This is a genomic window from Streptomyces sp. L-9-10, assembly GCF_004151105.1.
GTDB lineage: Bacteria > Actinomycetota > Actinomycetes > Streptomycetales > Streptomycetaceae > Streptomyces.
In genome coordinates this window covers 1-22,268 of the sequence record NZ_PHRF01000146.1, presented here as the reverse complement: position 1 = coordinate 22,268, position 22,268 = coordinate 1, and the positions used below count along the sequence as shown (strand labels likewise).

The 22,268-nt window shown below is 68.1% G+C and carries 23 protein-coding genes and 4 pseudogenes; 14 read left to right on the top strand and 13 right to left on the bottom strand.

Annotation, left to right across the window (positions count from 1 at the left end; genetic code table 11):
* The first annotated feature begins 794 nt into the window (after window positions 1–794).
* A complete protein-coding gene (locus tag CU044_RS30495) occupies window positions 795–1,511 on the top strand; it encodes a CDP-diacylglycerol diphosphatase (RefSeq protein ID WP_129771974.1) in 717 nt (238 codons plus the stop codon).
* Window positions 1,512–1,804: 293 nt separating this feature from the next.
* Here CU044_RS30495 and CU044_RS30490 read toward each other — a convergent pair.
* From CU044_RS30490 to CU044_RS40115, 4 genes and pseudogenes are all read right to left on the bottom strand, one after another.
* Window positions 1,805–1,990, bottom strand: a pseudogene (locus CU044_RS30490) (transposase); the annotation flags it as partial.
* A gap of 205 nt (window positions 1,991–2,195) precedes the next feature.
* Window positions 2,196–2,348 carry a tRNA-dependent cyclodipeptide synthase gene (locus CU044_RS39865; protein ID WP_240045966.1) on the bottom strand — a complete coding sequence of 51 codons (153 nt, stop codon included), beginning with the start codon at window positions 2,346–2,348 and terminating at the stop codon, window positions 2,196–2,198.
* Window positions 2,345–2,569 carry a hypothetical protein gene (locus CU044_RS39860; RefSeq protein ID WP_240045969.1) on the bottom strand — a complete coding sequence of 75 codons (225 nt, stop codon included), beginning with the start codon at window positions 2,567–2,569 and terminating at the stop codon, window positions 2,345–2,347. Before CU044_RS39860 ends, CU044_RS39865 begins: the two co-directional genes overlap by 4 nt.
* A gap of 76 nt (window positions 2,570–2,645) precedes the next feature.
* Window positions 2,646–2,720, bottom strand: a pseudogene (locus CU044_RS40115) (TetR family transcriptional regulator); the annotation flags it as partial.
* A 225-nt stretch (window positions 2,721–2,945) separates the two neighbouring features.
* Here CU044_RS40115 and CU044_RS40110 point away from each other — a divergent pair.
* The gene (locus tag CU044_RS40110; protein ID WP_275670235.1) at window positions 2,946–3,077 is read left to right on the top strand and encodes a hypothetical protein; all 132 of its coding nucleotides are present in this window, start codon (window positions 2,946–2,948) and stop codon (window positions 3,075–3,077) included.
* 1,789 nt (window positions 3,078–4,866) lie between these two features.
* On the opposite strand, the gene CU044_RS30465 is transcribed toward CU044_RS40110, so the two are convergent.
* Window positions 4,867–5,607: an SDR family oxidoreductase gene (locus tag CU044_RS30465; protein ID WP_129771970.1), complete on the bottom strand. Its 741-nt coding sequence runs from the start codon at window positions 5,605–5,607 to the stop codon at window positions 4,867–4,869.
* A 173-nt stretch (window positions 5,608–5,780) separates the two neighbouring features.
* Window positions 5,781–6,725 (bottom strand): NADP-dependent oxidoreductase, encoded by a 945-nt coding sequence (locus CU044_RS30460; RefSeq protein ID WP_129771969.1) that lies wholly within the window; start codon window positions 6,723–6,725, stop codon window positions 5,781–5,783.
* 84 nt (window positions 6,726–6,809) lie between these two features.
* On the opposite strand from CU044_RS30460, the gene CU044_RS30455 reads away from it, so the two are divergent.
* On the top strand, window positions 6,810–7,379 hold the full coding sequence (locus CU044_RS30455) for a TetR/AcrR family transcriptional regulator (protein WP_129772095.1): 570 nt from the start codon (window positions 6,810–6,812) through the stop codon (window positions 7,377–7,379).
* A gap of 262 nt (window positions 7,380–7,641) precedes the next feature.
* On the opposite strand, the gene CU044_RS30450 is transcribed toward CU044_RS30455, so the two are convergent.
* Window positions 7,642–8,214: a TetR/AcrR family transcriptional regulator gene (locus tag CU044_RS30450; RefSeq protein ID WP_129771968.1), complete on the bottom strand. Its 573-nt coding sequence runs from the start codon at window positions 8,212–8,214 to the stop codon at window positions 7,642–7,644.
* 83 nt (window positions 8,215–8,297) lie between these two features.
* Here CU044_RS30450 and CU044_RS30445 point away from each other — a divergent pair, with 83 nt between their 5' ends.
* On the top strand, window positions 8,298–9,251 hold the full coding sequence (locus tag CU044_RS30445) for an NADP-dependent oxidoreductase (RefSeq protein ID WP_129771967.1): 954 nt from the start codon (window positions 8,298–8,300) through the stop codon (window positions 9,249–9,251).
* Window positions 9,252–9,601: 350 nt separating this feature from the next.
* On the opposite strand, the pseudogene CU044_RS30440 reads toward CU044_RS30445, so the two are convergent.
* Window positions 9,602–9,937 (bottom strand): annotated as a pseudogene (locus CU044_RS30440) (hypothetical protein); the annotation flags it as partial.
* 261 nt (window positions 9,938–10,198) lie between these two features.
* Between CU044_RS30440 and CU044_RS30435 the strand changes: the two are divergent.
* The 7 genes and pseudogenes from CU044_RS30435 (at window position 10,199) to CU044_RS30410 (ending at window position 14,199) form a co-directional block, all read left to right on the top strand.
* Window positions 10,199–10,540: a metalloregulator ArsR/SmtB family transcription factor gene (locus CU044_RS30435; protein ID WP_129771966.1), complete on the top strand. Its 342-nt coding sequence runs from the start codon at window positions 10,199–10,201 to the stop codon at window positions 10,538–10,540.
* 3 nt (window positions 10,541–10,543) lie between these two features.
* Window positions 10,544–11,050: an SRPBCC family protein gene (locus CU044_RS30430; protein ID WP_129771965.1), complete on the top strand. Its 507-nt coding sequence runs from the start codon at window positions 10,544–10,546 to the stop codon at window positions 11,048–11,050.
* Between the two features lie 11 nt (window positions 11,051–11,061).
* Window positions 11,062–11,538 (top strand): annotated as a pseudogene (locus tag CU044_RS30425) (dihydrofolate reductase family protein); the annotation flags it as partial.
* A 278-nt stretch (window positions 11,539–11,816) separates the two neighbouring features.
* The gene (locus CU044_RS38855) at window positions 11,817–11,996 is read left to right on the top strand and encodes a hypothetical protein (RefSeq protein ID WP_165372007.1); all 180 of its coding nucleotides are present in this window, start codon (window positions 11,817–11,819) and stop codon (window positions 11,994–11,996) included.
* Between the two features lie 152 nt (window positions 11,997–12,148).
* The gene (locus tag CU044_RS30420; RefSeq protein ID WP_129771964.1) at window positions 12,149–12,931 is read left to right on the top strand and encodes a DUF4232 domain-containing protein; all 783 of its coding nucleotides are present in this window, start codon (window positions 12,149–12,151) and stop codon (window positions 12,929–12,931) included.
* Entirely contained in the window at window positions 12,888–13,304 is a 417-nt protein-coding gene (locus CU044_RS30415) for a hypothetical protein (RefSeq protein WP_240045947.1), read from the top strand. The genes CU044_RS30420 and CU044_RS30415 overlap by 44 nt, the downstream gene beginning before the upstream one ends.
* A gap of 118 nt (window positions 13,305–13,422) precedes the next feature.
* A complete protein-coding gene (locus CU044_RS30410) occupies window positions 13,423–14,199 on the top strand; it encodes a GNAT family N-acetyltransferase (RefSeq protein WP_129771963.1) in 777 nt (258 codons plus the stop codon).
* A gap of 255 nt (window positions 14,200–14,454) precedes the next feature.
* On the opposite strand, the gene CU044_RS30405 is transcribed toward CU044_RS30410, so the two are convergent.
* Window positions 14,455–15,207, bottom strand: a complete 753-nt coding sequence (locus CU044_RS30405; protein WP_240045964.1) for a transposase — start codon at window positions 15,205–15,207, stop codon at window positions 14,455–14,457.
* A 504-nt stretch (window positions 15,208–15,711) separates the two neighbouring features.
* Here CU044_RS30405 and CU044_RS30400 point away from each other — a divergent pair.
* A complete protein-coding gene (locus CU044_RS30400) occupies window positions 15,712–16,860 on the top strand; it encodes a DUF475 domain-containing protein (RefSeq protein ID WP_129771962.1) in 1,149 nt (382 codons plus the stop codon).
* Window positions 16,861–17,383: 523 nt separating this feature from the next.
* On the opposite strand, the gene CU044_RS30390 is transcribed toward CU044_RS30400, so the two are convergent.
* The gene (locus tag CU044_RS30390) at window positions 17,384–17,830 is read right to left on the bottom strand and encodes an NAD-glutamate dehydrogenase domain-containing protein (protein ID WP_165372008.1); all 447 of its coding nucleotides are present in this window, start codon (window positions 17,828–17,830) and stop codon (window positions 17,384–17,386) included.
* A 674-nt stretch (window positions 17,831–18,504) separates the two neighbouring features.
* On the opposite strand from CU044_RS30390, the gene CU044_RS30385 reads away from it, so the two are divergent.
* On the top strand, window positions 18,505–19,602 hold the full coding sequence (locus tag CU044_RS30385; protein ID WP_129771959.1) for a hypothetical protein: 1,098 nt from the start codon (window positions 18,505–18,507) through the stop codon (window positions 19,600–19,602).
* Here the strand turns inward: CU044_RS30385 and CU044_RS30380 are convergent.
* Window positions 19,591–20,535, bottom strand: coding sequence for an NAD-dependent epimerase/dehydratase family protein (locus tag CU044_RS30380; protein ID WP_129771958.1), 945 nt, complete (start codon window positions 20,533–20,535; stop codon window positions 19,591–19,593). The two genes, CU044_RS30385 and CU044_RS30380, sit on opposite strands and share 12 nt — an antisense overlap.
* A gap of 70 nt (window positions 20,536–20,605) precedes the next feature.
* On the bottom strand, window positions 20,606–20,938 hold the full coding sequence (locus CU044_RS30375; RefSeq protein ID WP_129771957.1) for a hypothetical protein: 333 nt from the start codon (window positions 20,936–20,938) through the stop codon (window positions 20,606–20,608).
* Between CU044_RS30375 and CU044_RS30370 the strand changes: the two genes are divergently transcribed.
* A complete protein-coding gene (locus tag CU044_RS30370) occupies window positions 20,928–21,182 on the top strand; it encodes a carotenoid oxygenase family protein (RefSeq protein ID WP_205124122.1) in 255 nt (84 codons plus the stop codon). The two genes, CU044_RS30375 and CU044_RS30370, sit on opposite strands and share 11 nt — an antisense overlap.
* Before the next feature lie 140 nt (window positions 21,183–21,322).
* Here CU044_RS30370 and CU044_RS30365 read toward each other — a convergent pair whose 3' ends face one another.
* Window positions 21,323–21,877 (bottom strand): hypothetical protein, encoded by a 555-nt coding sequence (locus CU044_RS30365; RefSeq protein ID WP_129771955.1) that lies wholly within the window; start codon window positions 21,875–21,877, stop codon window positions 21,323–21,325.
* Window positions 21,878–22,268 lie beyond the last annotated feature (391 nt).

Below are 22,268 nucleotides of genomic sequence, written 5' to 3'. Positions count from 1 at the left end.
CCCACCCCCGCCTGCGCGGGGAGCACGTCACGGTCGTCTCGCCAAGCGCCGCGGCAAGCGACCCCACACCCGCCTGCGCTGGGAGCACTCTTCCTGAGCTGCGGCGTTACAAGGGCCTTGCCGCTGCCTGGCCACCGTTCCTCCGCATGCCTCCATCGTCTCGGAGCCGCGTGCTGACGTCCCCCATCACAGGGAAGACGCGCTGGCGAGGCAGGAACACGGCCTTCCCGCAGTCGGCGTCGAACCGAACGTCCGCTTGGTCGCGCCCAGTCAGGACTTGTCCGGGCGATCACGTGAGGGGCCACGTTCACCGGCTCGGAAGATTCCGGGGGCTCCGGGGCTTGGCGGTTTTTCGGCATCGGTCGGCTCTTTGCAGGCGACGGGAAGCGGCACCCATACCGCAAACGGAATGCCTCTCAATGGCGGAACCGACACACCAACCCGTGCAGTCGATGGGTAATTCGATCTCACATCCCTATTCTGTGAACGGGTCGGCGTGGGCGAAGGACCAGGGCGAAAACGCCCTCTCGCTCATGGCCGCCAAATTCAGACAACGGTCATCACGATCGGAGATCACACGCATGAGCGACCAGAAGAACGCGAACGAATTTCCCCGGCGTCAATTCGTTGCGCTCTCGGGCACCCTTGGTGCCGCAGCGCTGCTGACCGGTGCGGGAGTCATGGCGGGAACGACCGCCACGGCGAGCCCGGCGTACGGCGGACCGTCCCCCGACCCGTCGTGCCCCCCACCCCCTCCTCCAGGTGGGCCCGCGAGCCCCTGTCCGCCTTCTCAGATGCAGTCCCTCTGCGGCCGGCCCACCGACAACGACCCGCTCTGGCACGACGTCCAGTACTGCACGCGGGGCACCGTCCCGCCGGCACCGCAGCCCAAGCCCGACTGCCTGAAGACGACCGCGAATTACGTCGTGCTGCACGGAAAACCGGAGAATACGCACAACTATCTCCTCCTCCCCTCGTGCCGGATCACGGGCATTGAGTGCCCGTTCATCCACATGAACTCGGCGGCGAACTACTGGCAGGAAACATGGGAGAACGCGAGAAGCGGAGGAAGCGTCCCCGTGCAGTACCCGAATATCGGACTGGGGATCAACTCGCAGGGCGCCCGCCAATTCAATCAGCTGCACATTCACATGGCCGGAATCAGGGCGAGCACACAGAGGCGACTCCAGGAACTCGAATCCCAGGGCCGCATGGCCACCCAGCCCTCCCAATGGGCCGCTCCGGGCAACCAAGCGCCCATTTCGGGGCCCGCGGGTTCAGGCGACCGCGTCTACCGCATCCTCAAGCTCCACGACCTCCAGCAGAACCTCTTCACGCTGCTGTACCGGAACGTGGTGGTGCCGAACTCGCTGAGCATGGCGAACCAGACCATGATCGTGGTCCCGAAGATGACGACCACCGGATTCGCAGGTTCCTTCTACGTCCTCAACAGCGACATGTCCCTCCACGACGGCACGAGCACGTGCGACCACCTGCTGGTGTATAGCTGACGACTACTCGATGGCAGCCGGCCCGGGGGGCGGGGCGGGGCGGTGACGCCGACGTCCTCGCAGAGGCTTGCCGGCACGATGGGATCCGCGGCATGGCCCGTCGCTGTAAGCCTTGTCGGCCGCGACACTGTTCGGCTTCTTGCGGGGCCTGCCTGGCCCGGTCAGGAGGGCTGCCCGGTTGTCGGCAGAACCAAGAAGCGTTCCGCCTGCCAACTCAACGGACCGGCCCGGCCTCCGCCCATCGACCACCGCTGCTCGCATGGAAACAACGGGGCGGTTGAGAAGCCAGCTCAGCCCAGCTCCTGCGGCAGGTATTCCCACTGGATACCTGTGTGCAGCACGAACAGGATCCCGTACAACGCTTGTCGGTGAGGCACCCGCGGCCTGCCCTCCACCGGCTTCGGCGTCGGTGCAGGCAACAACGGCTCGACGAGCGACCACAGTTCATCCGATACGCCCCACGGCCTCGACTGACGTATCCCCACCACCCAAGCCGAAAGTCACATAAACAACGGCTTCTGTGAGGACCTCTTAAACCAGAGTGACGGTCACCCTTCGGGGCGATCGAGGGTCGCAAGAACGGCGACCACGTGCCTGGCGTTCACTGCGGTGCAGACCGTCCAGCAAGCCGCCTCCGAGTACCGCGCCATCGCCAGGCCGGAGGCGAGGCGCCGGACGTCATGCTCAGTGCTTCTTCACTGGTCGTATGACCGCGTAACCCTGGCCTTCGGCGGGTCCGAAGCTCAGTTCGCCCCGGTACATCGGATCGGCGAACTCCAGCACGCGGTGGTAGAGGTGAAGCGTCGATTCGTGGCCGAAGATCCCCGGGGAGTTCACGATGAGGGGACCCCGCTGAAGAGGAAGTCCAGGGCCGACTCCTTGCGCTCCTCGGTCGGCTCGGCCCGGTACCGGCTGATGCGCCGGAAGATGCCGTCGGCGGCCTTCATGCATGCCGCGTGGAAGAGGTCGTCCTGCGCGAACGCCTTGTGCGCCACCAGCTCCAGGTCGTCGAACACCGGGTTCCCGGCGAGATCTCCGAGCGAGCTCGAGCCCGGCACCGGGGTCCGGGTCCGCGAGTGCGGCCGCGGCGGCCTGGTCGATTTCCTCGGTGAAAAATCGCGCTATGGCGTCGAGGAGGGCGTCCTTGCCCGCGAACCGCCGGTAGATCGTGCCGACGCCCAGGCCGGCACGGGACGCGATGAACTCCATGCTCGCCTGGCGTCCGGGGGTGATCCGTACCGCTGACAGCCGTACGGATCACCCCCAGACGCCTCCATGCGGCTCATGACGGCGTTCCTACCGGCGCCCCAACAACGCGGGGCGTTCCATTGATCTGCGATCTCCCGATTCCTGCCGTCAGCGGGCACGACGGAGGTGGGGAACCCCGCAGGGCTCACGCCACCTCGACAAGCTCCGGTTCAGACGCTCGGTGAAATGCCGAGGGACGCACCGTTGATCGCCCCTGCCGAGTTCACCGGGGCGGCGTGGGTGATGGTCCGTCCGAAGCACACCGACCAGGATTTCGCCCCCACCCCCGATGACGAGCATGTCCACTCGTTCAGGTAACCGCTGGAGTTCGCCAGGTCCATGGCCGCTGTCGCACGGTAGGAACTGGATCGTTCGTTGCGCACGATCACCGCCCCCTGTACGCCGTTCCCGTTCCCGTTCGACGCCCTGACCGCGCACACCTGAGCGAGCACATCGCTCTCGATGTGGACCGTACGGGCGCAACGCCAGAGGCTGGAGCTGGAGGTGATCGGATTTGTGTTCCCGTAAGGTCGCCAGCTGCCGTTCTCCGCAGCTGCGGCGGGGCCGGCGGTCGCCAGACTCAAACCGACGACAGCAGTGAGCGCGGCCGTCGACCCTGCGACCATCCGGGTAACTCGCGTGCTGATCCGTCGTGCTCGTTTCACGTTCATGTCTTCTCCCCGTTTGGGCCTCAGGCGCTTCCCTGATGCTGGTGGTGTTGACTGGGTCGATACTGCCGTGGTGCCGGCGGAACGTCGTTGGCCGAGAGTCCACACGTCTTGACGATGCGTCTACAAGCAGCCCCGGTGGCGGCACTGGCTTTGGCACATCGGACCAGCTGCGGAGCGGTGCTGACTGGCGACGAGGGGCCCCCGCTCAGAGCTGGGCCGTCGGTGCCGGTGAGCGCTACTTCCAGGGTGCGCGACAGGGTGTTCTTGCCGATCCCGCCGACGTCATGGAACACCAGCACGTTGGTACGGGGCGCCTCGAGGTCCTCCACGGTGAAGCCGGGGCCGGTGACGCGGGCCAGGTGTTCGCCGAACGCGGCCTGGACGATCTGCCACTGGCCCTGCGGTATCCGCTGCTGCCGCTCGTGGCTGCGGTGTTGACTGCCTGCCTTGCGTCCGACGATGCGTCGGGCTCCGGTCGAGACAGCTCGCGCGGAGAACCGCCGCCAGGCTGTGGCGACCGAGGCCGTCGCCCTGTGCCGGCCCCTTGTCGAGCGTGCAGCCCGGGAAGCTGGAACGGCGGCCATCGTCCCGCAGCCGGCCGGAGTGCCTGTTTCGGGACCCCGACCTACGCCGTTTGCCCGCAACTACCCCCTGCGCAAAGGCGATTGACAATACGCTCCTAGCCCGCGGCCTGATCAGGCGGACCGAACAGGCAGTCGAAACCGTTCACCAGCTCACGGTCGACACCGGGGTTACGTTCACGATCGACGACATCGTGGCTGGGCGCCGGGGCTCCGTAGGGCTTCCGTAGGGCCTGTTGCCGCGGGCAGCGCCGTCAGGCCCTGAGCAGTTGCACGAGCGGACCGCCGCCCGGACCGAGAAGGCCGCGGCCCGGGAAACGGCGATCAGCAGGAAGGCGTTCGCGTCGCTGCGCGGGGAGCTGTAGGCGACGCCCTGCACGGTGGTGAAAAGCCAGAGGAACCACGCCGACCGTACGAACCCAGGGTCCGCGTGCCGGCCGCAGCCCCCGGCGCCACGCCAACACCGGGACCGACGCGAAGCCGACGCTGGCCAGGCAGTACATGAAGGTGAAGAAGTCGTTGACGATGGACCAGCTCGACAGCGTTCAGCTAGGGTCTTTCGTTTGGATCAGGCCGGATCAGGGAGCGGGGTCTGGTGGAGGGGGTCCCTCCCGTGCCGTTCAGGCTACGGGGGAGGATCGCAAGGCGGAGGAGGGAGCCATGGCGGAGCCCTGGTGACCGACGACAACGCGGCGAGGCGCGGTGCCAGGGCACGCGAGCCCGGCATGATCCAAACGAGAGGCCCTAGTGCTCTGACCCGCATAAGTTCGCCGGGTTTGTACTGGACCTCGCACGTGCCGGCGAGTCGGGGTGATGCGCCGGGTCCGCGACCAGGGTCTTCGTTGGTGTTGGGTGTCAGAGCTGCGTGCCACCGCCGTCCACGGCGAGTTCGGTGCCGGTGGTGTAGGTGGCATCAAACGCGAGAAAGAGCGCAGCCTTGGTCACTTCGGACGGGGTCCCCAGTCGCAGCATGGGGATCTGCGCGACAAGCGCCTTCGTCTCCTCGGCCGACTGCCGGGGCATTGACTGATCCATGATCCCGGTGTCGATCGGGCCGGGGCTGACCGCGTTGACGCGAATTTTTCGCGGGAGAAGTTCACGGGCCAGGCTGCGGGTCATCGAGCGTAGTGCCGCCTTGCTGGCCGCGTACGCGCTGAGCATCGGCAGGCCCAGCACGTTGACGGCCGAGGTCGTGAGCACCACCCCGCTGCCCTCTGCCAGCAGCGGAGCGAGCTTCTGCACGGTGAAGTACGGTCCCTTGGCGTTAGTGGTCAGCAGTTGGTCGTACAACTCCTCACTCGTTGCCTCGAACGGTGCGGAGCCGGTGACCCCGGCATTGGCGAACAGGGCGTCGACCGTGCCGAACTCGGCCTTTACCCGGTCAGCCAGCGCATCGATGTGAGGCAGTGACGCCGCGTCGCTGCGGACCGCGATCGCGTTCTCGCCGAGTTGGTCACGGGCGGCACTCAGCTTGTCCTGGTCGCGCCCGGTAATCAGCACGCGCGCGCCTTCGTCCACGAGTGACCGGGCAGTGGCCAGGCCCAAGCCGCTGCTGCCTCCCGTGATGACGACCTTCTTGCCTTCGTACCTGCCCATGTCGAACGTCTCCTGTCTGTGGAATAGGCGTGATGGTTCTCGCCCCGGCGGGCCACTCTTGGCCGGACGGCGTCGAGTGCGACGCGCGAGCACGGCGCCGGCAGGCCCCGCCGAAGAAGGCGGTGAACGTGTTGCGGGCACTCGCTCCCGGCGGGTAGGGCGTGGCGGGGTGTTCAGTGAAGCCCTGGCCGCAGCCTGATCACGACCTTGCCGTGGACGTGACGTCCGGCTTGCAGTGTCACGGCATCGTGGATCTGCCCGATCGGGAAGGTCGCGGCGATCGGTACGGTGATTGCGCCGGCGAGAATCGCGTCGCTGATCCGCTCCATGGCGTCCGGGCTCGCGTCGAAACCACCAGTCGCGCGAACGCCGCCGGGAGGATTGGGCCCCGCGGCGATCGTGGAGATCCGCTCGGGCGGCACGCCGAGCGCGAGCGCGGTCTCGGCCGTTTCGATGCCGAACAGGTCGGTTGCCGCGGTCACGCCCTCCGGAGCCAGGGCCCGTACCCGGTCTGCCAGTCCGGGGCCGTAGGCCACGGGCTCGGCACCGAACTGGCGCAGGAACTCGAACGTGCCCTGCGCGGCGGTCCCGATCACTCTGGCGCCGGCGAGCTTCGCGAGCTGTATGGCGAACACGCCCACACCGCCCGCGGCGCCACCGACCAGGACGGTGTCGCCGGACCGCAGGTCGATCGCGGCCAACGCGGCGGCGGCGGTCATGCCGGCTACCGGAAGCGTGGCCGCCACCTCGTCGCTGATGCCCTCCGGCGTGCGCCAGAGCGGCTCGTGCGCCTCGGTGGGCGTCTTGACCACCACGAAATCGGCAGCGGCCCTACCCTGCGCGCCGCCGTAGACACGGTCACCTACAGCGAAACCCGTGGCGCGGGCGCCGACCTCGTCGACGACCCCGGCAAAGTCATACCCAAAGCCGGACGGCACGCTGATGCCGAACCGGGCCGCGACCTCGGGCTGCGAGGCGATGCCCCAGTCCATGGGATTCAGACCGGCGGCCGTGACATGGACGCGGACCTCGCCCGGCCCGGTATGGGGTTCCGGAACCTCCCGTACTTCCAGCACTTCGGGACCACCGAACGTCTCGTAGACAACAGCCCGGCTCATGAGTACCTCCAGTAGACAAAGTGACGGGACTTGGTCCCATCACCATACATGGGTGACGGCACCAAGTCCCGTAAGATGTCCCCCATGGCACGCTGGCAACCCCACGCACCCGAGCGACTGCTCGTCGCCGCCCTTGAACTGTTCGAGGAACGGGGCTACGAGAACACGACGGTCATCGAGATCACAGAGCGCGCCGGGCTGACGAAGAGCACCTTCTTCCGGCACTTCCCGGACAAGCGAGAGGTGCTCTTCGGCGGGGGCACGATGACCGGACTGCTCGTCGACGGGATCGACACGGCACCAGCCGGGGCCAGCCCCCTCGAAGCAGTGGCGCATGCTCTGGACGCGATCGGCAGGGAAGCCTTCCCCTCCGATCGACGCGAATTCAGCGCCCGGAGATCGGCAGTGATCGCCGCCAACCCGGAATTGCGTGAACGCGAGGCACTGAAGGAACTCGGCCTCATCGCATCGATGATCGACGCACTCAAGCGCCGCGGCGTTCCCGACCTGACCTCACGCGTAACCGCCGAACTGGGCGCGCTCGCCTGGAAGATCGCCTACGAGCGCTGGAGGGACACGACCAACCGCGACGACTTCGCCGAACTCGCGCGGCGGACACTCACCGAAGTGCGGGCGGCCACCGCCTTGTGCTGACGGCGGGCTCTCGGCACAGACCCGCTCCCGCTGCCCGCATCCGCGGAGCCCACAATCAGTCAGAGCGAAGTGGCGCTCCTCGCTGCACCAGCGGTGCACGACTCGCGAGATGCGGCTCTACAGCGACGCGCTGCACAGGCCCCACCTCACGGCCGCCGACTTCTGCCCCCGTCACCCTCATGGCCAGACGTTTCACTCGGGACCAAAGAGCCTGAACCGCCGCTGCCCGCCATTTTGGGCGCTGCCCCTCTTTGCGGCAGACTCAGCCGACCGTCGGGGCCGGCGGCGCGACCGCCTCACGCAGTTCGGCGGCGGTCTGGGCGACGAGCTCGGAGAGGGCCGCGTCCGGGTCGGCCAGCCAGCGGGACGTGGCGCGCCGGGAGACCGCTACCGCCACGTCGATGATGAAGCGTGCCTTGCCGGGCTCGATGCCGCGGCGCTCGAGCGCCCGTGCCAGCGCGTCGGCGATGTCGGCGAGCTTGATCAGATCGCGCTCGGCCAGTGCCGGGCTGGCGGCGATCACTCTGACGCGGCGCAGCAGGAACTCGCGCGGGCGAAAGATCTCGTCGGCGGTCCCCAGCGCGGTCAGCAGCGCCTCGATCGGCGTGAGGTCCGGGTCGGCCGCTTCGACCTGGGCGACGAGGTGGGCCTGGAGCTCGTCGCCGGCGAAGAGGACTTCCCGCTTGTCGGGGAAGTAGCGGTAGAAGGAGCGCTCGGTCAGGCCGGCGGTGCGTGCGATCTGTGCGACCGAGGTGCGTTCGAACCCTTGCTTCTCGAACAGTTCGAGCGCCGCGCGCTCGAGCCGGCCCTGTGCGTCTGACTCCCATCTCGGCATGCCCACCAGCATATGACAGCAGACGCTGTCGTCGTGATGCTAGGTTGATGACAACAGATGCTGTCGTGATGTAGGAGATCGTCATGAAGGCCCTTCAGTTCAACCGGTTCGGCTCCCCGGACGTGATCGTGCTGCGCGACGTCCCGAAGCCGGAGCCGCGCCCCGGCCAGATCCGGATCGCCGTGCGCGCGTGCGGCCTGAACCCGGCCGACTGGGCGGTGGTCGACGGCCTGCTCGCCGACCGGCTGCCGCCGCTGCCGCGCGGGCTCGGCGTCGAGGTCGCGGGCACGGTCGACGCGCTCGGTGAGGGGGTCATCGGCGTCGAGATCGGCGACCGTGTGTTCGGCCCGGCGACCTTCGACGGCCCGACAGCCGGGGCCGCCGAGTACGCGCTGATGGCGGCCTGGGCGCACATTCCCGAGGGCGTCACCGCCGAGCAGGCCGCCGCGCTGCCGATGGCTGCCGAGACGGCATGGCATGCGCTCGACGACCTCGGCGTCCAGCCGGGTGAGCTGCTGCTCGTCCATGGCGCGGGCTCCACCGTGGGTGAAGCGGCGGTGCGCTTCGCGCTGCACCGGGGTATTCGGGTGATCGCCACCGCCGGGCCGACGCGGGCCGCAGCCCTGGAAGAGATCGGCGCCCGGGTGACCGGCTACGGCGACGGCATGGCCGAACGCGTCGCCGCACTGGCTGGAGGCCGCGTGGACCGCGCCCTGGACACGGCCCCGACCGGCGGCCGGATCGACCGCGCCGACCAGGCCAGCCCGGCCGGCGGCTCGCTGCCGACCTTGATAAAGCTGACCGGGAACCCCGACCGCGTCCTCACCGTCTCTGACTTCGCCGCCGCGACCGAGCTGGGCACCCGGATCACTCACATCGAGATGCGCTACGACCTGATAGGCGAGTTCGCCCGGCTGGCCGGCGAAGGCGTTCTCGTCGTATCGGTCGCCCGCACCTACACGCTCGACCAGATCCAGGAGGCGGCCAGGCTCAGCCAGTCCCGTCGGCCCGGCGGCAAGCTCATGCTCGTCCTGTGATCGGGTTACCGGCCACCTGGTCCTGGCCCCGCGAGCCTGACTACAAGAGCCGCCCAAGAGCTACCCGGGGGGCACCACCGGCGGGTTCGGCGACCAGGAGTCCGAACTGGGCGTCTTCAAGTGGCGTACTCGCGATCGGAGAGCTGTCAGCACCTGTTGTCAAGCTCAGCCCGTGTTGATCCGCGTTTCGGGTGACGTTCGGTAACAGATGTCAGGTGGCCCGGAGGGTCTGGGGTGGGGAGGCGGTCGAGGCTGCCGGTCCCGCGGGTGATGCGGCGGGTCATGAGGATAACGGCGACCCAGGTGAGCAGGGTTTCGAATTCTCTGAACCAGGCATGGTCGCTTGCCGCTCAGGGAGTGCCCGACGACGGTTCGATGGACGCTGCGAAGGCCGCGAGGGTAGCGAAATCGCCGTTCCGCAGGCCGTTCCGCAGATTGACGTGGTGGAGCAAGGCGGGTGCGCGGTGACCGGCAGCCACGTGTGCTTGATCCGCGTCGCCCTGTTCGTCGTCCACCCAAGCGAACGGTCGGCCGTTGGCGTACTCCACCAACGGTTCGGACTTCCAATGGACTCCATCAGGGCGCTCGTTGAGCAGGGCGTTACCGAAGTCGACGAACGGCAGTTCAGGCAGACCGAGCACAGGTCCTGTCCGCTTGTTCGCCTCATTCATCCAGGTTGTGGCCCAGCCGATCTCGTCGCGGTGAGCGCAGCAGTCGACGTCGGCTCCCGGAACCGCCCGTCCTGCGGCGGCCTGAACTACTCGGTTCCGAACACGAGGCGTGACGGATTCCGCCTGGGCCAGGCCAGTCGCGCCGGTCACCGGGACCTGTCATCGCTCGGTTTCCGCAGTCGCTGACAAGGGGTCACGATTGTCACCTGACAAGACTCGAGGCCCGCTTGATTCCTCCGGCTTGACGCATGCCGATATCGGAATATGATGAAACTCATGGCACGAGCAGCGACGACGTCGGACGTCTTCAACGCGATCGCCGAGCCGCAGCGCCGGGAGATCCTGCTGATGCTGCGGGCGGGTGAGCGGCCGGTGACCGAGTTGGCCCAGGAGTTGGGGATGACCCAGCCGGGGGCGTCCAAGCACCTGCGGGTGCTCCGGGAGGTGGGGCTGGTGCGGGACCGCAAGGTAGGCAAGCAGCGCCTGTACGGCCTTGACGCCCGCGGGCTGCGACCGGTCCACGAGTGGACCTGCGGGTTCGAGCGGTTCTGGAACGAGAGATTCGACCGGCTGGATGAGTACGTGCAGGACCTCAAGCAGGAAAAACAGGAGGAGTGACCGATGGCAGCGGCAGGACGGGACACGACGGCGCAGTCCGCGACGGCTGATCGCGAAATTGTGATCTCCCGAGCCATCAGCGCCCCACGGGAGCTGGTGTTCGAGGCGTTCACCGAGGTGCGGCACCTGTCGCGATGGTGGGGACCGGAGGGGTTCACCACCACCACGCGGGCGTTCGAGTTCCGCGTCGGCGGGGTGTGGGACTTCGTGATGCACGGACCGGACGGGACGGACTACCAGGAGTGGATCTCCTGGACCGAGATCGCCCCGCCGGAGCGGATCGCGATGCTCCACGGTGAGACCCGCGACGCCCCGAACGCCTTCGAGTCGGTCCTCACGTTCGAACCCGACGGCGCGGCGACCCGGATCGAGATGCGCACGGTGTTCCCGACCAAGGCGCTGCGCGACGAGGCAATCGAGAAGTACCACGCGATCGAGGGCGGCCGGCAGACCCTGAGCAACCTGGCGGCCTACGTCACGGAGATCGTTCGGAAGGGAGCGGAGGGCTGATGGCCGGGTAGGTGTTCTTCAGCGTGTCGACGTCGCTGGACGGTTTCATCGCGCCCGAGTCCTCCGAGGACTTGATGGGGCGGCAGTGGATGGAGCTGCGGCAGCGGATCTTCCCGCAGCGGTTCTTCCGCGAGAACCTGAAGCTGGGCGAGGGCGGCGAGGAAGGGCGTGACAACGACATCGTGCGGGAGATGTTCGAGCGCACCGGCGCGAGCGTGATGGGTAAGCGCATGTTCGACGCCGGCGAGCAGATGTGGCCGGAGGAGGCGCCGTTCCACAGGCCGGTCTTCGTCGTGACGCACAAGAAGCGTGACCCTGGGAGCGGCCGGGCGGGACCATCTTCCATTTCGTCAACGACGGCAGCCCGCACTTGACCAGGCCCGTGAGGCCGCCGGCGACCGGGGGGGGTCCGCATCGCGGGCGGCGGCGCGACGATCCTGGAGTACGTGAACGCCGGCCTGATCGACGAGTTCTCGATCGCGCTGTCGGCCAAGGTGCGTTCCGTTCAGGATGGGGGGAGACCTGGGCGGCGGCCCACAGCCAGCACGCGGTTCAGCCCACTCCCGCACGGCCGGCCGGAGCGGTCGTCGCGACCACCGTCCCGGCCTGGCGGGAAGGCGAACCCGTACGCGTCCTGGACCTCAGCCCCTGAGCCGTTGGCGCCTGCCTGGCTCTTCCAACGGGAGCCTCGCCGCGCTGGACGCCGCCCCGACGGAAGGACGACCTGGGGGTCCCTTGCGTCGGGGCGGGGTTCTCCATGTGCGGCGTGCAGGTGTTCGGGCCGGGTGATGACGAGCGCGCGCCACCGGCCGCGGGTTTCCTGGCCGTCCGGGTCTCGGCGGCTGACGCCTTGGGCGCCGTCGATCAGGGCCGGGACGCCGACCGCGCCCAGGCAGCTACGGACGCGCTGTCCCGCGCGGTCTACGAACACCGTCGTGTCCGCTGACGGGTCTTCAGCTCAGTTCGGGGATCGTGTCGTCGATGATGATTTGCGGCTCTGGGCTGGTCGGGTGGTGATGGTGAACGGCGGACAAAGAGCTCATGCAGACTTGAAAACACACTCCGGTGGCGGTGGCGAAGGCGGATATTTTTCCCGTCATGATGACGCTTGGTGGAGGACGTTTTCTGGCGGTCGGACTCCTGGTGACCGCAACCGCGGCCTGTGGTGGTGCCGTGCGCCCGACCGTCTCGGAGGTCCCGACCACCTACGCAACTGCTCGCCCCGGCACCACCGAGCCATCGAGTTCCCCAGAACGCAAGCCCCCCTCGCGGTCGGCCAGTCCAGCCGTCCCGAGCAGGCAAGCGACGCCGGGCGAGAGAACGACACCCCGCCAAGAGTCGACACCCACGAACCCGCCGGCCCGCACAGCAGCGCCCGCCCAGGACCGCGCCCCTGCATGTGCGGCCAACGATCTGACGACATCGGAGGGACGTAGCGGCCCGCCATCAAGCAGTCAGCCGGGCTGGTTTGCCACCCCGATCCTGCTGCGCAACAAGTCCGCCGCCCCGTGCCGGCTTCGAGGCTGGCCTGACATCACGTTCTTTGGCGACACCACCATCCAGGGCTGCGCCGCAAACGATCCCTCGCCCGCCTGCGGCAAGCCACAGAGCACGTCAGGGCCCCGCTCCTTCTCGGTCACCCGGTCATCCGTGGATGCCCTTCCCGACGTCCTCCTCGCCCCGGGCGACACCACCTCGTTCACGCTGGTCTGGGAAGGGGGTGGCATGCACACCTGCGTCGGCACTCCCTTCGAATGGTCTCCCTACGGCGCGGATATCCGGGTGCCGGGCGACTCCCGGGCACTGACCCTGGCCCCCTTCCCGAACCTCTACCCGTGTGAGGGAAAAATCGAGATCACCCCCTTCGGAGCCGCCGGTTGACCGGTCAGGCATCCCCGCCGGGTTCGACCGCCGGGCGCACTCCAGCAGGCCGACGCCCGGAACCGGCCTGACCCTCACCCGCGCCGGCCACGTCATCCACTACGACCGCAGCTGGACCGCAAAGGGGCAACTGCTCGACCGGCAGATTCATGCACTCACCGGAGCCGGGTGCATCCGGATCTTCTCCGACAAGAGGTCCGACGAGAAGTCTGGCAAGAACGCCGAACGCGAGGAGTTCTCGATCGCCAAGCTCCTCGGCGTCTCCCGCAACACCATCTACAACTACGTGCCCGAACTCAAGGGCGGAATACTCGCGCTCGCCGAGCCGACAAGGGCAGCCGCACCGCCCCACTCAGTGCAGTCGGCAGAGTAAATACGACATCGCCCCAGGTCAGCGATACCCGTTGTCTTTGCGGCCGGTGATCTGGCTCCCCCTCCCGGTGGGTGGAAATCCGCTTGGTGAGCCCTCTCAGTCGTGCTGAAATGCGCGGATGGAGACCGCTGAAGTACTCACCCTTTTCGACCGTCAGATGCGGCGGGATATCCTCGCCGACGCGCCCGGCGCGCGGGTCGAGCGCGTCGGCAAGGTGGTGCGGCAGGTTGGCGTCGAGGGCGGCTGGAGCGCGGTCGTCTGGTCCGGTCTGGATCAGGCAACAGCGGGGCCGGCGATCGCCGAGCAGGTGCGGTACTTCACCGAGCTGGGCCGTGAGTTCGAGTGGAAGCTCTACTCGCACGACCAGCCTGAGGATCTCGGTGAGTTGCTGGCGGCGGCCGGGTTCGAGGCTGAGCCCGACGAGGCCCTGATGATCGCCCGGATCGCCGATCTGCCCGATGGTGGCGGGCTGCCCGAGGGTGTCCGGCTGCATCCGGTGACCACCCCGGCCGACGTGGAGCTCATGCTGTCCGCCCACGAGGGGGCGTTCGGGACGACTGCGGACTGGCTGCGGCCGCGCCTGCTCGACATGCTGGCCGAGAGCCCGGGGACGGTCAGCATGGTCGTCGCGATGGCCGGCGACATGCCGGTCTGCGGGGCGCGGATGGAACTACACCCGGGCACCGAGTTCGCCAGCCTCTGGGGCGGCGGCACCGTACCCGCCTGGCGCGGCCGGGGGATCTACCGGGCGCTGGTTGCGCACCGCGCCAAGATCGCCGCCGAGCACGGCTACCGCTACCTGCAGGCAGACGCCTCCGAGCAGAGCCGCCCGATCCTGCAACGGCTCGGCTTCGCCGCTCTGAGCACCACGACCCCGTACGTGTACAAGCCGTAGCCGGTACCCCCTGCTCAACGCTTCTCGCTCGCAGGCGGGAGCACTTCGGCCGGGCAGGGGTGAGGAACCCCCTGGGCCCGGAGCGCGGCAAAGTCGGCGTGAGCCCGCCGGCCCCCGCGTTTCAGTTGGGGCGGCTGAGCCCGGCTGGCTGCGGTGGGCCGTGGCTGTCGACGGGTGGGTATGAGTGGGGCCCGGCGCTCGGGTCGGGTGCTCCGGGTTCCTCGGGTCGTGGGTGGGCAGCGACGGCGCCGTTGGTCAGGTGGCCGGCCTTGGCAGGGCCGCGAGGCGGGCTGCCGCGTGCAGCAGCCGGTATCGGAGTTTCTTCGGCTCGGCGGAGGTCAACTCACCGTCCAGCAAGAGCGCCTGAACCCAGGCGAGCAGATCGACGGCGGTCAGGGACAGCTCCAGCCAGGAGGCGTTGAGCGCGAAGTGACGGGAAGGGAAGCGGCCGAAGCCGGTGGCCTCGCCGCAGCGGATCCGGTCTTCGACGCGGAGGTGTGCGCGGTGGCGGACCTCCAGGTGCTGCGGTGAGCCTTCTCCGTTTGGGGTGCCGGTGAGGAAGACCTGGTGGCGCATGCCGTCATCGAGGTCGAACAGGGACAACTGGGCTCCAGGGTGCGGCCGTTCGCGCCGGACGATGATCCGGGTGCCGTCCGGGTGGTCGGCCAGGCCGGCCATGCCGGCCAGTTCAGCCACTTCGGCGCTGGTTCGCAGGGTGCCGTCCTGCTCGAGTGCGGGGTGCCACAGGTGTCCTCCGGCGTTGTCGGCGCGGATGAGGATGGATGTGCCGTGGCGGTGGGTGTGGGGGATCTGGGCCAGGGCCGTGCCGAGGACGGTTATGTGGCGGTGGCGGTGGCGGTGACGGTGTTGGCGCCGGCGTTGCCCGGCCGCAGCAGGCCGGCCAGGGCTTTCGCCGGTGTTGTCCAGGAAGCACAGCAGCGGGTGGTAGCCGAAGCCGCGTTTACAGGTGGCCGCCGCCTGTTCCTTCTCGGAGTGGCAGGTGACCAGGGTGGCGTCGATGTCCAGGACCTGGCCGGACAGGTCGCGTCCGCCGGTACGGGCCGCAGATGAGCCACCTCTGGTCTCGTCGGCTTGCAGCCAGGCGACTTCCCGGGCATCACTGCCAGATCGACGGCGATCCGGCTCGGGTCGTGCCCGGTGCCATATGGCCGCAGCCTGCGCAGCGCGTCCGTGAACACGCTGGTCAGGCCGGTGACATCGGCGAGATCGGCCAGTAGACGGGATCCGGCGTGGCTGACGACCCCGCGGCCGTCGCCCCGAGACGACGAGCTGGGGACGACCCGGTCATGTGCACGCAGAAAGCGCCTTCTTGTTGTGGTGACAGAAGCCCTGGACAAGCCTCATCATCCCAGCTCAGGAGGCGCTTTTGCGTTTCCTGTCAAGCTTCGGACACCACCGCAAGTGGCAACGCCGAGGCTATACTTGGGTAAGTTTTTGGTAAAGTCAGGTATGGCTCGCGGGGGAGCCCCGCATGAAACGATTGGGTAGCCAGTGCTTTTGAAGACGTTCGGCTGGTCGTTCGCGGTGACCGCGCTCGGCCTCGTCGTGGCGGCGTTATACGGGGGATGGGCGGCCTTCGGGATCGTGGCGATCCTTTCTATCCTCGAGATCTCGGTGTCCTTCGACAACGCTGTGGTCAACGCCGGGATCCTCAAGAAGATGAATGCCTTCTGGCAGAAGATCTTCCTCACCATCGGTGTGCTCATCGCCGTCTTCGGCATGAGGCTGGTCTTCCCCGTCGTGATCGTGGCGATCAGTGCCAAGGTCGGCCCCATCGAGGCCGTCGACCTCGCGATCAACGACGCCGAGCGCTACGAGCAGCTCGTCACCGACGCCCACCCGTCGATCGCGGCATTCGGCGGTATGTTCCTGCTGATGATCTTCCTCGAGTTTATTTTCGAGGATCGTGACATCAAGTGGCTCGGCTGGCTGGAGCGCCCGCTCGCCAGGTTCGGCGAGATCGACATGCTGTCGGTCTGCATCGCCCTGGTCGTCCTGGCGATCAGCGCCATGACCTTCGCGACCCAGGCCCATCAGCACGGCGGCATGCACGTCGACAAGGCGGCGACGGTCCTGCTCTCGGGCGTCTTCGGTCTCATCACGTACCTCGTCGTCGGCGGTCTCTCCGGCTACTTCGAGAACAAGCTCGAGGAAGAGGAGGATCGCGAGCGCGAGGCCGAGGAAGAGGCCAGGAGGAGCGGCAAGAAGGTCCCAGCGGTCGTGATGGCCGGCAAGGCCGCGTTCTTCATGTTCCTCTATCTGGAGGTCCTGGACGCGTCCTTCTCATTCGACGGTGTCATCGCCGCCTTCGCGATCACCAACGACATCGTCCTGATGTCGCTCGGCCTCGGTATCGGTGCGATGTACGTCCGTTCGCTGACGGTCTACCTGGTCCGCCAGGGCACCCTCGACGACTACGTCTACCTGGAGCACGGCGCGCACTACGCGATCGGCGCGCTGGCCGTGATCCTCATGATCTCCATCCGCTACCAGATCCCCGAGGTGGTCACCGGACTCATCGGTGTCATCTTGATCGCCTGGTCCCTCTGGTCCTCCGTCCGCCGCAACCGCAGGCTGGCGGCGGACGAAGGAGAACAAGCGGGGTCCACCGAAAAGGCCGAGGTCCCCTCCGGCGTCTGACCCGGCCCGGATCATGACCGGTCCCGCGCGGCCGAAGCGGCCTGAGAGCGACGGAGCGCGCGGCGCTCAGCGCGGTGGCATCAGCGAGATCCATCGGCAACCGTGTCCCGGCATGCCCGACCAACCCCGAGCCATCGGCGCTGACACGGACCTTGGGACGTGACCCGGTACCGTGCACGTAGAAAGTGCCCTCCGCCTGGGCCGACGGAACTCCTCGACAAGGTTCATCGTCCCAGGTCAGGAAGGCACTTTCGCGTTTCCACCGCAACAGCCGCTGTACCCAACTGAAACGGCGAGGGCAGGCGACCTTGGGGCATACCCGGGCCGTAGACGCCGCCCGCACACCGCAGCGACGGCCACGCTGAACTGCCCCGACCTGCGCAGGCGACGGAGTAAAACCGTGTTTTCGGCTGGTGACACGGTTCTCACCGGCACCCTTGGTTTGGCAGGGTGTCGTCTTCCTGATCCTCGGCCCGGTCGACGCGGTCGGCGGCGGGTGCCGAGAACGCCTCCTGACCCCTCGTCACGCACCGTCTCCGACCAGCCCGCACGAACCCAGCCCGGTGCTCCCCCTCCGGGCGCCGGACGCACGCTCCGCTTCCGGTTGGGACAGCACAACCGGACGCCCGGCCGGGACCATCGGCCGGGCGTCCGGCGTTGCGACCTCCCACGCGCCGTACGTTCCGGTTCCCTCCGCCGGGGTGAGCAGGGGCGGTGAACCCGCCGTCGGCCCGCCCGTGGCGCGGCTGTTGGCCTTGGTGAGGACGAGCAGCTTGTGCTCACGTGCCTCGGCGCGGGCGTCGGCACTGTCCGTCAGCTGATACTCGCGGTAGCCGAGGAAGGTGAGGTGGTCGGCGGCGAGCCGGCGCAGCAGCTCCCGCGCCTCCTCGACCTCCTGGTCGCGCAGGTCGGTGGTGACGCGGTCGTGGACGACGTCGGCGTGGGACGGGGAGCCGACGCCGCAGACCACACCGACAGTGACCGGAGGGCGGCTTTGCAGTCTCGCGCGCGGGCGGACGATGCACAGTGGGCGTGCGCGACGCGGTCCACACGCCCGGGGCGTAAACACTGGGCACATGCGTGCGTCAAGTGCGGCTTCATGCTCTCTTCCCGCGGGGGAGGGAACTGGATGATCCTGCGAAGGGATGTAACGCATGTCCGAACGGGACGGCCGCCGGCCTTCCCGAGATTGCCGTGTTCACCAAATGCTCCGCACCATGCCCCCCCGCCGGTGGCAAACGCATCCGCCCATCCTGCGCAACACCGGCTGGGCAGCGAAACCGACCAGGCACCGCCGCCCGCGGCCTGGCGGGTGGCGGCCTCCCTTGAACTGTTCCGTGCCTTCGCCCTCATCTACGACGAACACCACGAACAAACAACTCGGACAGCCGCCGCGACCGGCCCATCGCCCACCCGCGCGGGGTGAACCCCCCGAGCCCCTCGGGGATCTCGCACCCGACCGGCCTCGCGCTCCCATACCTGACCGTCACACCGGCCCGGCCGCACAGCTGCGGCAGCCGTTGCACGTGCCGCATCAGCCCCGACGGCCTGTCCTGATTCTCACCGCCGCCACCCCGTACAGGGGCGTCATGCGGGCCCGCGGGAACGCCGCCCCCATCACTCCACACCACGACGGAGTACGCCATGCACTCGACCCAGGACAAGACCGCTCCGCAACTGCTTCAACTGCCGCCGCTGTACTGCCCCATCGACGCGGCCATCCACCCCGAGCACGACAGTATCGACCTCGATGCCCAGATCTGGCTCGACCGCTACCGCCTCTACACCAGCGACATCGACCGGGCCTGGGTCATCGCACGCAAGTACGGGGAGGCGATGACCCGCATCTATCCCGAAGGCATCGCCGACCGCGTCGCACTGACCGCCCGGTGGCTGCATTGGATCTTCTACGTCGACGACGTCCGCATGGAAACCGCCACCACTCCTGACAGGCTCGCTTCGGCGATCGGCCTCACCAGCCACCTGCTCCGCGTCATGGAGTCCCCGGCTACCGAACCGACGGCGGATCAGACCGGCCCGGTCGCCGCGCTGCAGTCACTCATGGTCTCGGTACAGGCCGTCGCCAGCCCGACCCAGCTGTACCGGTTCGTCGAGGCGCACCGCAAATGGTTCCACTCCATCCTGTGGGGAATGGCCAACCCCGCCCCCGCCGGCCTGGACGAGTTCCTGCACCTGCGGATGCTGAACGCCGGCGGCGCCGCCAGCCTGTCCTGGTCGGAGATCACCACCGGCGAGGAGGTCCCCGGAGCCGAGTTCCACTCTCCCGCCATGCGCGCACTCCAGGAATCCTCGTTCCTGATGATGGCTCTCGACAACGACCTGCTCTCCTACAACCGCGAACTGCTCATTGACGGAACCAAGATCAACATCGTGATGCTGCTTGCCCGGCTGAACGACTGCCCGCCCGAACAGGCCGTCCACCAGGCTGTCGCTCTGCGAGACCGCCTGACGACACTGTTCCTGCGTTTGCGCGACCAGGAGCTGCCCGAACTGAGCGCCTCCGGAAGGGCCTACGTGGCGGACCTCGGCTACGCGATCCGCTCCAATCTCGACTGGGGATCGAACTCTCCCCGCTACACCGCTGTGACCCCCCGCACCCAGCTCCCCCCGCCGAATCCCGCCCCTATCCCGCTGACACTCACCGACCGCCCCAGCGACCCCAGCACCGAACCGCTGCCCTGCCCCTCGATCGCCTGGTGGTGGCAACAACTACACACGTAACCGGCCGGTGGGCGCGGTTCGCACGGGGCGCGGGTCGTACAGCGCGCGGCCACCGGTCCACCGGGAGAGCTCGGTGTGTCCCGGCCGGCCGGCGGGGATTGGGTCGTCGTCGAGCGCGCGGGTCGAACAGAGGCCGGCTGGTTGCCCGGCCCGGAATCCATGGTGCTCGTTCGAGGCCGGTGAAGCGTCTCCTCCACCATCCTCGCGATCACCCGCACCGCCGCCCAGGGGCGCGCCCCCGGCCGGTGGTGTGCGGTGTGTCTGGTTGTCGGTGGCCGCGGGGTTGCCGAGGAGCCCGGTGAACCCGAGTGCGAAGTCCGTGTGGTGGGTGAGAGTCCAAAGCGAAGTCCCATCACCGTGGACCATCACCTCCTTTCCCTGGCGCATGCGCTCCACCACCGTGTAACTCCCGCTGATGGGAAAGGGAAAGGCGGTGTGGTCGTAGGTGTGCGGGGGGCGTACGACCGTGACGGGCAACCGCTGCTCTTCGTGGGCCCGGCCGGGCAGTTCCTCGCAGGCGATTTTGTCACGGGCGTAGGCGGAATGCGGGTTGTGCACCGGCGCGGACTCCAGGAGCGGCAGACGCGCCGGTGGCTTCTGGTAGGTGGAAGCTGAACTGATGAAGACGTACTGACCGGTGCGCCCGCCGAAGAGATCGGCGTCGAAGGCGACGTGTCCGGCTGTGAAGCCCAGGAAGTTGACGACGACGTCGAACTCCCGGCCCTTCAGCGCGGCGCGCACCTGATGGGTGTCGCGGACGTCGGCGGTGATGACGGTGGCACCGTCGGGCGCCGGCCGCGCTGAGGACATGTTGCGGTTCAGCAGGTAGAGGTCGGCGCCGAGTTCGACGGCCCGCCGGGAGCAGGCCGAGCTGATCCGTCCCGTGCCACCGATGAAGAGGACCTTCCGGCCCTGGAGACGACTCACGGTCATGAGAGGCTGGTACTCCTGAGAGGGTCTGATGGATGGGATGCCTGGGGGCGGGTGCGGCCCCGCAGGCGGGTCACTCTCCGGGAAAGGCGACACCCAGGTCACCGCGGATGCCGTCCAGGACACGCGTGATCTGAAGCGTCTCGTCGAGCGGCATGAGGTCGGACTCCAACCGCCCGGCGGCGATGCACCGGGCCGCTTCGGCGGCCTCGTAACATAGACCGCCGTCGAGCTGCGCGGGGACGAAGCTGTCGATCAGCTCATGGTCCCGGCCGATCAGGCGGACCGCGGCGGGTCCGTAGAAATGGCCGTCGATCTCGAGGCGGGCGCGCGTTCCCGAGATCGACGCCGTGGTCGGTGTGCGGGCGAAGAGCGTGGTGTTCAAGTACGACACCGTGGCAGGCACCGCGAAACCGTACGGCACCGGGGACGGCACCTCACCGGGTGAGGCCGTCTTCGTACCCGCACAGGACAACGGCGGCGAGGAGGACGCCGGTTACCTGCTCTCGATGGTCTCCCACGGCGCGACCCAGGGCTCGGAGCTGCTGGTCCTGGACGCCCGGGACATGACCCGGATAGCCGCGGTGGAAATGCCGCAACGAGTCCCAGCCGGGGTCCACGGCAGCTGGGTCCCCGACCAACAGGGGTAGCCGGTACCTGGCCTCGACGAGCCGCAGTCCTCGCGGTGGTCCGCCTTCGGCCCGTAGCCGGAGATGCACGAACGGATCTTGCTGGGGGAGTCACGGGATCGCTGGTGGGGCATCGGGCTGGGGAAAAACGGAAGAGTTCTTCAGCGGCCTTCCGGTGGAGGTGCGACGTTCTCGTTGCCGATCGCTTCGGTGATCCGGTCGAGGTACTCGTGCGCCCGGGCGAGGAGATGCCGGCAGTGACCGATCGCATCGTGCGCGGCGGCGTCCGCGTTGGAATGATGTGCCAGCGGGCCGAGCAGGGCATCAGCGCCTTCGATCAGGCAGAAAGCGGCTGCTGCCCAGCCGTCGACGGTCAGTGCGTCCTCGCCTCCCGTACTCACCGGCACCGACCAAGGCGCAACGGATTCCGCCATGACCTCGACGCGGGCACCGGTGAACCGGAGCTCGTGCAGGGCGCGGCGAGGCTGGTCTTCCGCCAGTGGCCACTCGTAGGCGCTGACTAGATAGCCGTAATCGTCGCTGCCCTCAGTGATGTCAGCGAGACGAACTCCGGCCGCACGCCACAGCAGTGCCCACAACGCGACGCGGCGAAGTCCCGCGTCCTTACTGCGGGCCTGATGCAGGCGGTCCGGTACCTCGATGCCGAGAACACCCAGTGCCGCACGTACCCGGGCCTCCTCGTCGATGGTGTCCACAGGGTTCCTTCCTGGGGGTTCTGGCCCGTTTCGGGAGCCGGTTGCCTGTGAGGGGGTGTTGGGAGACAGGCCCGCGTAGGAGACCGGGTGAGCAGCGTCCTGAGACCTTTGGACTGACGCGGCCCCAGCCGACCGGGCGCGCCGGACTGCCGAGGCTGCGGCCTCGTGCGCGTAGGGCTGCTGTCCACAGCAGCCCTACGCGCACAGACGTTCCGTCAGGAGATGTCAACTCCTGTCTTGAGGCCCGCCTCGGAGGTTTTCCGAGAGGGAGGCCGGTTCCTGGGGCAGTACCTTGACCGGTTCCGTCTCCGCGTCGTTGTGCCGCATCGCCCAGTTCTCCAGGGCGATCCGGCATGCGTGGTCGACATGGCGCAGGCCGGACAGGTCCAGC

Bases quoted from the DNA above. Each gene is read 5' to 3' on its own strand.
- CU044_RS30495 (WP_129771974.1), top strand. From the start codon at position 795: ATGCAGTCCCTCTGCGGCCGGCCCACCGACAACGACCCGCTCTGGCAC.
- CU044_RS40110 (WP_275670235.1), top strand. From the start codon at position 2,946: ATGCCGAGGGACGCACCGTTGATCGCCCCTGCCGAGTTCACCGGGGCG.
- CU044_RS30465 (WP_129771970.1), bottom strand. From the start codon at position 5,607: ATGGGCAGGTACGAAGGCAAGAAGGTCGTCATCACGGGAGGCAGCAGC.
- CU044_RS30460 (WP_129771969.1), bottom strand. From the start codon at position 6,725: ATGAGCCGGGCTGTTGTCTACGAGACGTTCGGTGGTCCCGAAGTGCTG.
- CU044_RS30455 (WP_129772095.1), top strand. From the start codon at position 6,810: ATGGCACGCTGGCAACCCCACGCACCCGAGCGACTGCTCGTCGCCGCC.
- CU044_RS30450 (WP_129771968.1), bottom strand. From the start codon at position 8,214: ATGCCGAGATGGGAGTCAGACGCACAGGGCCGGCTCGAGCGCGCGGCG.
- CU044_RS30445 (WP_129771967.1), top strand. From the start codon at position 8,298: ATGAAGGCCCTTCAGTTCAACCGGTTCGGCTCCCCGGACGTGATCGTG.
- CU044_RS30435 (WP_129771966.1), top strand. From the start codon at position 10,199: ATGGCACGAGCAGCGACGACGTCGGACGTCTTCAACGCGATCGCCGAG.
- CU044_RS30430 (WP_129771965.1), top strand. From the start codon at position 10,544: ATGGCAGCGGCAGGACGGGACACGACGGCGCAGTCCGCGACGGCTGAT.
- CU044_RS30420 (WP_129771964.1), top strand. From the start codon at position 12,149: ATGATGACGCTTGGTGGAGGACGTTTTCTGGCGGTCGGACTCCTGGTG.
- CU044_RS30410 (WP_129771963.1), top strand. From the start codon at position 13,423: ATGGAGACCGCTGAAGTACTCACCCTTTTCGACCGTCAGATGCGGCGG.
- CU044_RS30385 (WP_129771959.1), top strand. From the start codon at position 18,505: ATGCACTCGACCCAGGACAAGACCGCTCCGCAACTGCTTCAACTGCCG.
- CU044_RS30380 (WP_129771958.1), bottom strand. From the start codon at position 20,535: ATGACCGTGAGTCGTCTCCAGGGCCGGAAGGTCCTCTTCATCGGTGGC.